A 12,791-nucleotide genomic window follows, 5' to 3' on the forward strand; every position below is an offset into this window, starting at 1 on the left:
TCTGTGACCATTACACATACATACCTATCCTTTGCCAATAAAAATCCAAGCCGGATTGCGATCCAGACTGAAACTGAACATATTACATATCGGGATTGGAACCGGCTCGTCACCCAAACTGCCAATTGGCTGCGGACGCAGCCAAACGTTCCAAAACGTGTAGCCATCCTGCTCCCAAACAGCCTTGCATTTTTACAGCTGTTTGCCGGAGCTGCCGCGGCTGGATGTACGGCGGTTCCCATTGATACACGCTGGAGTGCCGCTGAATGCGGTGAGCGGCTGGCATTAAGCGGTGCTGATTTTGTGGTGGCTTCATCTCTTTTTAAAAACAAACTGACAGATTGTCTGACACCCGTTGTTTGGCTGGAAGACTGTATGGCGCATATCTCAGAGGCGTCCGCTGCCCCGGCCCCAGCCGTTGATCCGGAGCTTCCCTTTTATATGGGCTTTACGTCAGGCTCAACAGGCAAGCCGAAAGCATTTACGCGCTCTCATCGCTCTTGGGTTGAAAGCTTTCATTGTACAAAAACTGATTTTTTGGTCTCTTCAAATGACAAAGTTCTGATTCCGGGGACATTACTGTCCTCTCACTTTTTATACGGTGCTGTCAGCACTCTGTATCTCGGGGGAACCGTTTGTTTGCTTAAAAAATTCATTCCCGCTCAAACAAAGGAGTGGTTAACACAAAAATCCATCAGCGTACTCTATACCGTACCGACAATGACAGATGCCCTCGCCAACATTCACGCTTTCCCTGACAGCTCCGTTAAAATCATTTCTTCGGGAGCGGACTGGCCGGCAGCATCCAAGGAGAAGCTTGCATCCAAATGGCCTCATTTGAAGCTGTATGATTTTTACGGCACATCTGAGCTTAGCTTTGTTGCGTATCTCTCACCAGAAGACAGCAAACGAAAACCTCATTCAGCGGGCCGCCCTTTTCATAATGTCCGCATAGATATCCGCAGCGCCGCCGGGGACCTCTGTCAGCCGGGGGAAATCGGGAAAATATTCGTCAAAAGCCCGATGAAGTTCTCAGGCTATGTAAACAGCCGCACACCAGATCAACCGGAATGGATGACAGTAGATGACATGGGCTATGTTGATGAAGAGGGATTTCTGTACATAGCAGGACGGGAAAACGGAATGGTCGTATATGGCGGATTAAATATTTTCCCTGAAGAAGTTGAGCGCGTGCTTCTCTCCTGCCCAGAGGTTGAAAAAGCAGCTGTGGCGGGCATTCCGGACGAGTATTGGGGAGAAATCCCCGCGGCCGTCATTTGCGGGAATACAGACGCCAAAAAGCTGAAAGCCTGGTGCAAGCAGAAACTGGCATCCTACAAAATCCCGAAAAAATGGGTATTTACAGACAGTATGCCGGAAACAAGCAGCGGCAAAATTGCCCGTTCCAGCGTAAAAAAATGGCTGCGGGGTATGGTGGATTGAACGCGGTTATTGCAGATGCCAAACGAACGATTTTCGGAAAAGAAAACGGTCTGCTGAAGCAGTTTCTGCCGGAGGATTTGGCCGCTCCTCTCATCAGCTGTCTCAGCCGAAAGTTAGAGGATCCAATTGACGAGGTGATTTTGGGAAACGCCACTGGCAGAGGCGGCAACCTCGCCCGGCTGTCAGCACTTCAAGCTGGACTTCCTTTATCTGTTCCCGGCATGACGATTGACAGACAATGCGGCTCCGGGCTTGAAGCAGTGCGTTCCGCATGCAATCTTATCAAAGCGGGTGCCGGAAACATTTATATCGCAGGCGGCGCGGAAAGCAGCAGCCGATCGCCTTTTTCAGAAAGAGCCCGCTTTTCGCCGGACACTGTTGGTGATCCCGATATGGGCATGGCAGCAGAATATACAGCAGCACGCTATGCCATCCCAAGAAGCATGCAGGACGAATACGCGCTTCTCAGCTATCAACGCAGCTGGAGTGCTCATACCGAAGGATTGTACCGTGAAGAGATTGTTCCTCTCGGGGAGTTGGAAACAGACGAAGCTTTTCTGAAAAGACGGCTGATGAAAGCGATCATTTCTCGTGCAAAGCCGGTGTTTGACACCAGCTCCGGAACGGTTACAGCCGCCAATAGCAGCGGCATTTCAGATGGAGCGGCTGCACTCCTTGTCATGGAAGAGAAAAAAGCTGCATCCCTCGGCTATAAACCTGTACTGCGATTTATCGGAAGCGCCGTTAGCGGCATTCATCCCAACTATCCGTCCGCCGCGCCGGTTGAAGCGATCAAAAAGCTTTTAGCTGCAAACGCATTGACAACTGACGATATCGGTTTATACGAAATCAACGAAGCCTTTGCCGTTAAAATATGTGTCTGCTCACAAGAACTTGGCATTCCCTATAGGAAGGTCAATGTGCGGGGCGGCGCATTAGCTCTCGGCCATCCTTACGGCGCTTCCGGGGCGGCACTGGTGACCAGATTGTTTTATGAGGCGCAGAGACGGACAGGCTGTCAATATGCTGTTGCCGCCATCGGAAGCGGCGGCGGAATCGGCATGGCTTTATTATTTGAGGTTTTGACATAGGCTTTTTCATAGGATGCATGCCTCTGATTTAGTATAATAGCGATAAGATCAAAGTCAGGAAGGGGATTTTATGACAGCCGTTTGCTTAGTAAGACACGGAGAAACCGATTGGAACCTGCAGCAAAAATGCCAAGGAAAAACAGATATCCCGCTGAACGCGACAGGCGAACGCCAAGCAAAAGAAACCGGAGAATACTTAAAAGATTTTTCTTGGGATATCATTGTCACCAGCCCGCTGAAAAGAGCCAGAAGAACCGCGGACATTATTAATGAATACCTCAATCTTCCTATCGTCGAGATGGATGACTTTAAGGAGCGTGATTACGGGGACGCGGAGGGCATGCCGCTTGAAGAACGGACAAAGCGTTATCCGGACAAGAACTATCCAAACATGGAAACGCTAAAAGAGCTCACGGACAGGCTGATGGGCGGATTGGTGAAAGTAAACCGCGCATATCCAAATCAAAAGGTACTGATTGTCGCGCACGGCGCAGCGATTCACGCACTGCTGACAGAGATTTCCGGCGGTGATGCCGAGCTTCAAAATACGCGCCTTGTCAATGCCTGCCTCAGCAACATTGAATTTGCAGAAGAAAAATGGAAAATTAAAGATTATAACATCAATAGCCACTTATCCGGTTTTATTCAATAAGAAAAGACAGGCGTTTGCCTGTCTTTTCTTATTTATTTTCTGCTGTCATATCATTTTGAAGCTCATCTAAAATCGCATTCGCTCCGTCCACACTGCGGCGCAGAGACCATACCTGACGGTCAACATGGTACACATGTTCGTTTTTCACTGCCTTCAGCTTCTTCCACAGAACATTTTTTTCGATCGGGCGTTTGCCGTCCGCGTCAATGTCGTCTGTTTTTCCTGTCATCAGTATGATTACATCCGGGTCTGTTTTCAGCAGCTGCTCAAGTGTCATTTTCATGTTCACAGAGTCGCCGCCATTACCGGTTTTTTTGTTACCGGACGTGCTGATCGCATATTGATAGCCGACTTGTGTTAAAAGTCTCGATGTGAAGAAATTTTCATCTCTGGCCATAATCGTATCATTTGTATTTCCAATCAAAAGCACAGATTGGCTGTTCGCACTGATCTTTCTCTTTGTTTCATTCACTTTTTCTTCATGCGCTGTCAGCTTTTTCTCCATTTCCTTCTCTTTGCCGGCTGCTTTGGCAATGGTAAGAGAAGCGTCTATTGTATCCTGATAATCAGCATTTAAATTATGAAGCGCGACCGTCGGCGCGATGTTTTTCAGCTGATCATATATCTTCTTATGACGGGTCGTGTCTGCAATAATCAAATCCGGTTTTAGCGAAGCGACTTTTTCCATGCTTGGCTGTGACCGTGTGCCGACAGATGTGTAGCCGTCAATTTTTTTCAGTACATCCTTGTTAATCAGCTGCTTTGCTTTATTGTCATCCGCCACTCCAACAGGCGTAATGCCGAGATCAAGCAAAGTGTCGATAAAGCCAAGCTCAAGCACAACGACCCGCTTCGGATGCTCAGGCACGTTCGTTTTCCCTAAATCATGTGTTACCGTTGCTTTATTTTCTTCACTGTTTTGATGGCCGGCTGAAGAAGAACAAGCCGCAGTCAAAACAGAAAGAAGTAAAACTGTAAGAATAATCAGTGTTTTTTTCATAACATTCCAGTCTCTCCTGTATGTAGTTTCTCAATTAAGATGTCCAAAAGATAGTATAACACGGAATGATAATCATTATCACTATTATTATTGAAAATCGTATAGAAAGTTTCACATCGAAGGAACGTTTAAAATACGGAAGCATTGGATGCACTTGCATTTTCTAGAATCAAACAAAAAAGCTTGCAGAAAAAGCATCGTGTTTTCTGCAAGCTGAAACTTCAATTTTACAGTTTTACAAGAACTCTTCCTTGAATGTGATTTTGCAAAATATCTTTTAGCGCATCAGGTGCTTCTGTTAACGAGACTTCCTTGTCTATGATTGTCAGGAGCTGTTCAGGCTTAAGATCGGATGCCATGCGCTCCCAAACCGCCGCTCTAAGATCCATTGGACAATAGACTGAGTCTATGCCCAGCAGGCTGACTCCGCGAAGAATAAACGGATACACCGTTGCAGGAACCTCTCCCCCGCCCGTTAAACCGCTCACCGCGACAGATCCGCCATATTGGATTTTGCTTAAAAGCGAGGCAAGCTGCTTCCCGCCGACAGGATCAACAGCTCCTTGCCATTGCTGCTTGGACAGCGCCTTACATTTACCGTCATAGACATCTTCCCTGCTGATTACTTCATTAGCACCGAGCTGCTTCAAATAGTCAGTCGCCTTCCGGTTTCCTGTGCTTGCGACCACGTTATAGCCGCGTTTGCTGAGCATCGTTATTGCAATTCCGCCGACACCGCCGGTTGCTCCGGTGACAAGCACGCTCCCTTTTTCAGGAGAGAGTCCGTTCTGTTCAAGACGATGCACAGATAACGCCGCTGTAAACCCCGCCGTTCCGTACGCCATCGCTTCCTGCAGCGAAAGGTTCTTTGGCAAAGGCACCAGCCAGTCGCCAGGCACTGAAACATATTCGCTTAATCCGCCATGACGTGAGACACCAAGCTCATAGCTTGTCGCAATGACTTCATCCCCTTCGGCAAAACGCGGATCATTTGAAGAAACAACTGTACCTGCAGCATCAATGCCTAAAATAAGCGGATATTCTTTGACAATATTGCCGCCCGCTTTTCCGGCCAAGCCGTCTTTGTAGTTGATGCCTGAATATGCTGTTTTAATCAGCACGCCGTCTTTCGGCAAATCCTCTGTTGATATGGTTTTGATATTGACTGAAACATCATCTGCATTTTTTTCTGCCAGCAATGCTTGAAATAACGTTGACATTCGGCACACTCCTTTTCATCTTTATCGTAACCGAACATCGGCCAAAAAACCAAATCATGAGGCCTCTATCTTCACTTCTCCGGCACATTAAGGCTATAATGCACAAATGCGGTTTCCTCTTCATAGCCGTTTTGCTCATATAAACTTCTTGCCGTCCGGTTGTGATGTTCCGTCTGCAGCTTTAAACATTTCGCTCCGTTTTCCGCGGCATAATCCTTTGCAGCGGAAAGCAGCCGCCGGCCAACTCCCTTTTTTCGTACAGAAGAAGCGACGAATAAATCATTTAATATGTAGATTCTTTTCATAGCCACGGAAGAAAAGGCTGGATAAAGCTGTGTAAAACCAATGAATTCCCCATTTTCTTCTGCGATAAAAATAACAGACTCTTCATTTTCCAGGCGTGCTTTCAAAAAAGCCTCCGCTCCTTCCAGATCCGACGCCTGCTTATAAAATTCCCGATACTGATGAAACAGCGGTGCTATAGCTGCCGCATCTGCTGGTAAAGCTTGACGAATGTTCATCTCGTTTCCTTCTCTCTATATGCTGTTAAGAATTATATTTTATATTTAATAGAATTTTCTGTAAACCATATTGATCAGAATACTTTTTTCAGCATGCTTGGAAAAAATATCACGATAATATCCATTGATCTCATAGAAAAACATGCAGGTCAATGGAACTGATTTATTCGACAGTTTTTTTTCTGGTCGCGGGAGGATTTAACCTGAAAAAACATGAAATTTCAACATAATGATTATTTACTCATGTCTATTTTCGTTCTTTTCTGTATGAATGCAGTTATTTCGAGTCTCTATAGAAATAACGAGAGATGATATACCTAAATAGAAATAAAACAATCTCAAAAAAATGGGTCTACTAAAATAGTATCCAATCTATTACAATAAATTCACAGAATAGTCTATTAATAGGCTGCTCTGAAATTGTAAAGGAGAGGGTAAAGAGTGAGAAGCAAAAAATTGTGGATCAGCTTGTTGTTTGCGTTCACGCTAATCTTCACGATGGCATTCAGCAACATGTCTGCACAGGCTGCCGGAAAAAACAGTGAAGAAAAGAAGTACATTGTCGGATTTAAACAGACAATGGGAGCTATGAGCACCGCCAAGAAAAAAGATGTTATTTCTGAAAAAGGCGGTAAAGTTCAAAAGCAATTTAAGTATGTAAATGCAGCCGCAGCAACATTGGATGACAAAGCTGTAAAAGAACTGAAAAAAGATCCGAGTGTTGCTTATGTGGAAGAAGACCATGTTGCACATGAATATGCGCAATCTGTTCCTTACGGCATTTCTCAAATTAAAGCGCCGGCTCTTCACTCTCAAGGCTACACAGGCTCTAATGTAAAAGTAGCTGTCATCGACAGCGGAATTGACTCTTCTCATCCTGACTTAAACGTTCGAGGCGGAGCAAGCTTCGTACCTTCTGAAACAAACCCATACCAAGACGGCAGTTCTCACGGCACGCATGTAGCCGGTACTGTTGCCGCTCTTAATAACACAATTGGTGTTCTGGGCGTAGCCCCTAGCGCATCATTATATGCAGTCAAAGTGCTTGATTCTACAGGAAGCGGGCAATACAGCTGGATTATTAACGGTATTGAATGGGCGATTTCTAACAACATGGATGTCATCAACATGAGTCTTGGCGGACCTACTGGGTCTACAGCGTTAAAAACAGTAGTCGATAAAGCGGTTGCAAGCGGTATCGTCGTTGTTGCCGCAGCCGGAAACGAAGGAAGTTCAGGCAGCACAAGCACAGTCGGCTACCCTGCAAAATATCCTTCTACTATTGCAGTAGGCGCAGTAAACAGCAGCAACCAAAGAGCTTCTTTCTCAAGCGCAGGTTCTGAGCTTGACGTTATGGCTCCAGGCGTGTCGATCCAAAGCACACTTCCTGGCGGCACATACGGCTCTTATAACGGAACCTCAATGGCGACGCCTCACGTTGCCGGAGCAGCAGCTTTAATCCTTTCTAAACATCCGACTTGGTCAAATGCACAAGTCCGTGATCGTTTAGAAAGCACTGCGACAAATCTTGGCAGCTCTTTCTACTATGGAAAAGGGTTAATCAACGTACAAGCAGCTGCACAATAAGATTAAAGAGAAGCAGGTCACTCCATACCTGCTTCTTTTTTTATTGGTCGTCCCCCTGTTCTGAGGCCGGGTGTTCTGAGGTATTCTCTTCGGTTTCCGCATGTTGAATCCGTTCCATGATCGAAGGATGGCTCCCTCTGAAAAGTTTCACGAGAAAAGGCGGATCAACCTGGCTCAGCCCCGTAACAGCCAAATCTTGAAACGTTCTGACTGCGGCTTCGCTGTCCCCTGTCAGCTCAATTCCATATTGATCAGCCTTATTTTCCTGATAACGGGAAACGGCATTAGAAAAAGGCGTAACAGCAAAGCTCAAAACAGACACGATAAGCAATAACAGCGGCAATGCCCCAAGATCACGCCGGCCCTCTACATGAAACAGATTGCGTGCAAAGTGTACCCCCCTCTTGTAAAGCTTATCAACCACATAAAATCCCGCTAGCGACACAATTAAATAGCCAGCCAATCCGATATACACGTGCTTCATGACATAATGGCCCATTTCGTGCCCCATAATAAAGAGAATTTCCGAATCATCGAGTTTATTCAGTGTCGTATCCCATAGAACAATCCGCTTATTAGCCCCAATTCCTGTCACATAGGCATTAAGCGCGTTTGTTTTCTCTGACATATTCACTTCATACACATGATCAGCCGGAATATCGGCTTCTTCGGCCAGAGCTAAAATTTTGTTTTCCAGCTCTTTGTTTTTCAGCGGATAAAAGTCATTGTATAAAGGATCAATAATCACCGGCTGAATAAAAAACAGAAACAGCGAAAACGGCACTGTTAACAGCCAGGCGTAAAACCACCATTTTTTTTCATGCTTTTTGATCAGCCAATAAAACACCAGCACGCAAAGCATAAAGATCGGAAAACTGATCCAAAAATCAATGACTTGATCTTTAGCCCAGCTGGAGGCTGTCTGCGTCGAAATATTGTAATCAAGCGATACCTGATAGCCTATCCAATCCAAAGGCAGTGTCACCAGAGCAGTGATCAGCGAAAGCACAAACACAAAACCGATGATCTGCAAAAAACGAAAACGCACAGCCGCTTCCATCCATTGCTTGATTTTCTTTGAAACACCGCTGATCAGCAATACAAAAAACAGAAACCAATCAAGAGGAATACTGATAAAAAATAAAAAGTTCTTCACGTCAGAATACTGTTCGGCGACAGCCAATTGAGACGGCTTCATGAAAGAAGCCGGGTCAGCCTGTGTTCCTTTCACGGCCTCCGGCACAGCGGAATCGCCGGACATAAAGAAATACCAATAGAAAAAAAGCCCATACAGCACATATGCAAGCCCTGCACCCGCAATCCACTTGCGCATATTCGCCTCACTCCTCACATCTAGACCCATTACTTCTATTGTAATCATAAATTCAATTTCTTAGAACCAAGCTGTGAGTTCGGACTTTTTCGCATGGAATCGCCCTTTGCTGGAGAAACTAGCAAATGTTTGGAGTGATGCAGATGAAAAAAATAGTAGCAGCCATCGTGGTTATCGGTCTTGTGTTTATTGCATTTTTCTACCTTTACAGCCGGTCAGGCGATGTATATCAATCGGTTGATGCGGAATTGATCACCCTGTCTTCAGACGGGCGGGAAAAGATTGAAATCGAAAAAAGACAGCACGTCAAAGATATGCTGGACATTATGAATCAGGGAAAACAGCTGAAAACGGAAAAAACATCAGCTCCTGATTACGAAGGCACGATTAAATTTCATAAAGACAGATTTGACTCATTCAGATTATGGATTGACGACAGCCAGCAGGCCATTTTTTTGAAGGACGGCACATATTACAAATTAACGCGAAACGATACCAAAGCGCTGCAAACGATCATTAAAAAAGAAGCAAAGGATTAACAATGAAAAAAGCGAAGCTCACTGGCTTCGCTTTTTTACATTAATGAGGCAGCATATCTTTCAGCGCCCGTCTGAGCATTTTGCCTGTCGCATTTTTCGGAATCTCATCAAGAAAGATGATCGCGGCAGGCCGTTTGTATTTTGCCAGATGTTTTTCGCAATGCGCCATCATTTCTTCTTCTGTGACACCAGACCGTTTCGGTACGACATATCCCTTTACCGCTTCGCCGCTTTCAGCATCAGGCACGCCGATGACAACAGCCTCCTTTACGTCCGGGTGGCTGTACAGCACCTCTTCCACTTCACGCGGATACACATTGTAGCCGCCTACAATAATCATGTCTTTTTTCCGGTCAACAATGTAAAAATAACCGTCCTCATCCCGCCTTGCCAGGTCTCCCGTATAAAGCCACCCGTCCTTTAAAGCGTGCTTCGTTTCCATCGGCATATTATAATAGCCCTTCATCACATTGGGCCCTTTTACGATCAATTCGCCCACCTGGTGATCAGGGACCTCACGTCCGAGCGGATCAACGACCTTGTTTTCGACATGCAAAATACTTGTCCCGATGGAGCCTGGTTTTCTCCCTCTGTCAAACGGGTTAAAGCATGTGACAGGCGATGCTTCCGAAAGCCCGTAGCCCTCCAAAATGGTAACGCCGAATTTCTCTTCAAATGCCGTAAGCAGCGCGACCGGCATGGCCGCACCACCCGAGATGCACAGGCGAATAGAAGAAAAATCATCTGCCTTTCCTTCTTCATGCTGGAATAAATAGTTATACATCGTAGGCACACCTGCAAAAATGGTTGCCTGCCGCTGCTTTACAAGCTTAAAAACAGAGGCGGGACTGAACTGCGGTTCAATCAGCACACATGCGCCGCTCATCAGCGGAGCATTCATGCAGACAGTTAAGCAAAAAACATGAAACATCGGAAGAGCGCAAACCACATTGTCTTTCTCATCCATTCCCAAATACCCGGCGACATCGTTTGCATTGCTGAACAAATTCCGGTGGGTCAGCATCGCGCCTTTCGGTTTTCCCGTTGTTCCTGACGTATATAAAATGACCGCAGTGTCATCAGGCACAAGCTCTGGATGGCGTGCAGCACCGGGTGTCGGACACAACATTTTTGTAAACGTTGTCATTTTCATTCTGACCTCGGGATCTGAAGCTTCCGGCTCAGTTTCTCCCGTCCGGCATAAAATGACGAGTTCGACCTTTGGCAAAGATTCGTGCATGCTTTCATAAATCGGCAAAAGCTGATCTACTCCTACGATTGCTTTGACATCGCCGTTTGTCAGCATATAGCCGATTTCTGTCGGCGTGTACGTCGGATTGATCGGCACCACCACAATACCGGCCTTTAATGCGCCGAAAAATGCGATGACAAAATCAGGCGAATTGCCAAGCAGCAAAGCAAGGTGATCCCCTTTTTCCATACCCGCTTCCTGAAGACCGTCCGCAAAACGCTGAATATTGTCATTCAGATCCTTGTAAGTAATCACTTGATCCCTAAACCTGCATGCGATGCTGTCCGGCTTCTCAGATGCTGTCTCTTCTAATTTTGAAACCAGATTCATTCTCCCACCCCTTAAAGTGAATGAGTAGTCATTCATTATTGAAGATAAGCTTTCCTTTTCATTATAGAGAAACACAAAAAAACACTCAAGAGCAAAAAGCCCCGAGTGTCAGTACTGTTATAGATTCTTCAAAGCTTCGGCAATCGGTGTATCTCCTTCAGTGAGATCAAAAGCCCGATTTTCCGTGTTGGTTTCATCTAAAGAGGCAATGACTGCTGCCGCAACGTCATCACGTGATATATCGCCCCGCTCTAGATCTGCGGCTGCGGAAACCGTTCCAGTTCCCGCTTCATTGCGAAGGCCTCCCGGACGTATAATCGTATAGGCTAAGCCGCTGGATTCCAGAATTTTATCAGCATAATGCTTGGCCACGTAATAAGGTTTAAGTGCCTTATTCCAATTTTCCCGGCGGTGGGCCTGCAGTGCGCTGACCATAATAAAACGTTTGATTCCAGCGATTTCCGCAGCCTCTATTGCTTTTGCCGCTCCGTCAAGATCCACCAGCAGCGTTTTATCATAGCCTGTGCTGCCCCCGGAGCCCGCTGTAAAAATAATCGCGTCACAGCTTTTTGCCGCGGCTGCGATTTCTTCCGGGCTTCCTTCTAGATTTGCTAGCACAGCTTCCGCGCCGGCCGCTTCCAAAGATGCTTTCTGTTCTTCTTTTCTGACCATCGCCCTGACGGAATGATCAGCATTCTCTTTGAATAAAGAAACAAGTCTTTGTCCGATTTGTCCGTTCGCTCCGATTAAAAACACTTTCATGTGAATCCCTCCTGCCTCCATTATTTCAAAACACAAATTTCCTTTCAAACAATGTGTTTCACATTAATAAATCAGATCAAGAAAATCTTCTTTCGTAATGTTCCCAAAATAATGCTTCAGATTCACATCAGCCAGCGCATCAGCGATCACACTGCGCTCATATTGTTTTCCAATCAGCAGGTTCTCGATTTCCGATACATCGCCCACACCGAAGAAATCGCCGAAAATTTTGCAGTCTTCAATTTTCCCTTTTTTTACTTCCAAACGCAGATCAATGGACCCGACCGGATAACGCTTTGAGTGGTTCAGGTTAAATTTAGGTGAGCGGCCGTAGTTCCAGTCCCAATTTTGATAGCGTTCTTCCGAGATTTTGCGAATGACTTCCCAATCTTTTTCAGTCAGCTTATACTCCGGCACATCTTGAATGTGATTTGTATTGAAAATATGTTTGAGCAAATGACTGCGGAAATCTTCGGTCGTCATTTTATCATCAAGAAACTCACTGATGTTTGCCACACGGCTTCTGATTGACTTGATGCCCTTTGATTCAATTTTATCCTTTTTGACTTTTAAAGCGGACACAACATGGTCAATGGCTGAATCAAACATGAGGGTGCCGTGGCTGAAGATGCGGCCTCTTGTGGCAAATTGTGCGTTACCTGATATTTTGCGGCCATTTACCACAATATCATTCCGGCCGCTTAATTCCGCTTCAACTCCGAGCTGATGTAGCGCTTGAATCACCGGCTCAGTGAATTTTTTGAAGTTATGAAAGCTTTCACCGTCATCCTTCGTGATAAAGCTGAAATTTAAATTCCCTAAATCATGATACACAGCCCCGCCGCCAGATAAACGGCGGACGACGATAATTCCGTTTTCCTCTACATACTTTGTATTGATTTCTTCTATTGTATTTTGGTTTTTTCCGATGATGATAGACGGCTGATTCACGTAAAAAAGCAAATACGGCTGTTCAGGGTCTAAATATTTAAGGCAATACTCCTCGATAGCAAGATTGATCCGCGGATCATTGATATTTTGATTGTCAATAAATAACATCG

12 protein-coding genes are annotated in these 12,791 nt (G+C 45.6%); 5 read left to right on the top strand and 7 right to left on the bottom strand.

Annotated features, from left to right (window positions below):
• Positions 1-3: 3 nt before the first annotated feature.
• From LNN34_RS10935 to LNN34_RS10945, 3 genes are all read left to right on the top strand, one after another.
• Positions 4-1,443, top strand: a complete 1,440-nt coding sequence (locus tag LNN34_RS10935) for an acyl-CoA synthetase (RefSeq protein ID WP_229043353.1) — start codon at positions 4-6, stop codon at positions 1,441-1,443.
• Positions 1,440-2,534 carry an acetyl-CoA C-acyltransferase gene (locus LNN34_RS10940; protein ID WP_229043355.1) on the top strand — a complete coding sequence of 365 codons (1,095 nt, stop codon included), beginning with the start codon at positions 1,440-1,442 and terminating at the stop codon, positions 2,532-2,534. Before LNN34_RS10935 ends, LNN34_RS10940 begins: the two co-directional genes overlap by 4 nt.
• Positions 2,535-2,604: 70 nt before the next feature.
• Positions 2,605-3,186, top strand: coding sequence for a histidine phosphatase family protein (locus tag LNN34_RS10945; RefSeq protein ID WP_044156517.1), 582 nt, complete (start codon positions 2,605-2,607; stop codon positions 3,184-3,186).
• 28 nt (positions 3,187-3,214) lie between these two features.
• Here LNN34_RS10945 and LNN34_RS10950 read toward each other — a convergent pair whose 3' ends face one another.
• From LNN34_RS10950 to LNN34_RS10960, 3 genes are all read right to left on the bottom strand, one after another.
• Positions 3,215-4,186 carry an ABC transporter substrate-binding protein gene (locus LNN34_RS10950; RefSeq protein ID WP_229043356.1) on the bottom strand — a complete coding sequence of 324 codons (972 nt, stop codon included), beginning with the start codon at positions 4,184-4,186 and terminating at the stop codon, positions 3,215-3,217.
• A gap of 227 nt (positions 4,187-4,413) precedes the next feature.
• The gene (locus LNN34_RS10955; protein WP_229043357.1) at positions 4,414-5,406 is read right to left on the bottom strand and encodes an NADPH:quinone oxidoreductase family protein; all 993 of its coding nucleotides are present in this window, start codon (positions 5,404-5,406) and stop codon (positions 4,414-4,416) included.
• A 71-nt stretch (positions 5,407-5,477) separates the two neighbouring features.
• On the bottom strand, positions 5,478-5,927 hold the full coding sequence (locus LNN34_RS10960; RefSeq protein ID WP_059293103.1) for a GNAT family N-acetyltransferase: 450 nt from the start codon (positions 5,925-5,927) through the stop codon (positions 5,478-5,480).
• Between the two features lie 441 nt (positions 5,928-6,368).
• On the opposite strand from LNN34_RS10960, the gene aprE reads away from it, so the two are divergent.
• Positions 6,369-7,514, top strand: coding sequence for a subtilisin AprE (aprE, locus tag LNN34_RS10965; RefSeq protein WP_044156525.1), 1,146 nt, complete (start codon positions 6,369-6,371; stop codon positions 7,512-7,514).
• 40 nt (positions 7,515-7,554) lie between these two features.
• Here aprE and LNN34_RS10970 read toward each other — a convergent pair whose 3' ends face one another.
• Positions 7,555-8,847, bottom strand: a complete 1,293-nt coding sequence (locus LNN34_RS10970) for a M48 family metallopeptidase (RefSeq protein ID WP_229043358.1) — start codon at positions 8,845-8,847, stop codon at positions 7,555-7,557.
• A 143-nt stretch (positions 8,848-8,990) separates the two neighbouring features.
• Between LNN34_RS10970 and LNN34_RS10975 the strand changes: the two genes are divergently transcribed.
• The gene (locus LNN34_RS10975) at positions 8,991-9,386 is read left to right on the top strand and encodes a hypothetical protein (protein ID WP_024120804.1); all 396 of its coding nucleotides are present in this window, start codon (positions 8,991-8,993) and stop codon (positions 9,384-9,386) included.
• A gap of 40 nt (positions 9,387-9,426) precedes the next feature.
• On the opposite strand, the gene LNN34_RS10980 is transcribed toward LNN34_RS10975, so the two are convergent.
• From LNN34_RS10980 to lplJ, 3 genes are all read right to left on the bottom strand, one after another.
• Positions 9,427-10,968 (bottom strand): fatty acid--CoA ligase family protein, encoded by a 1,542-nt coding sequence (locus tag LNN34_RS10980; RefSeq protein WP_229043359.1) that lies wholly within the window; start codon positions 10,966-10,968, stop codon positions 9,427-9,429.
• Between the two features lie 117 nt (positions 10,969-11,085).
• The gene (locus LNN34_RS10985; protein ID WP_229043360.1) at positions 11,086-11,730 is read right to left on the bottom strand and encodes an SDR family oxidoreductase; all 645 of its coding nucleotides are present in this window, start codon (positions 11,728-11,730) and stop codon (positions 11,086-11,088) included.
• Between the two features lie 63 nt (positions 11,731-11,793).
• Positions 11,794-12,789 carry a lipoate--protein ligase LplJ gene (lplJ, locus tag LNN34_RS10990; RefSeq protein ID WP_229043361.1) on the bottom strand — a complete coding sequence of 332 codons (996 nt, stop codon included), beginning with the start codon at positions 12,787-12,789 and terminating at the stop codon, positions 11,794-11,796.
• Positions 12,790-12,791 lie beyond the last annotated feature (2 nt).

The sequence above is a fragment of the Bacillus sp. AF23 genome, from assembly GCF_020861455.1.
Lineage (GTDB): Bacteria > Bacillota > Bacilli > Bacillales > Bacillaceae > Bacillus > Bacillus halotolerans.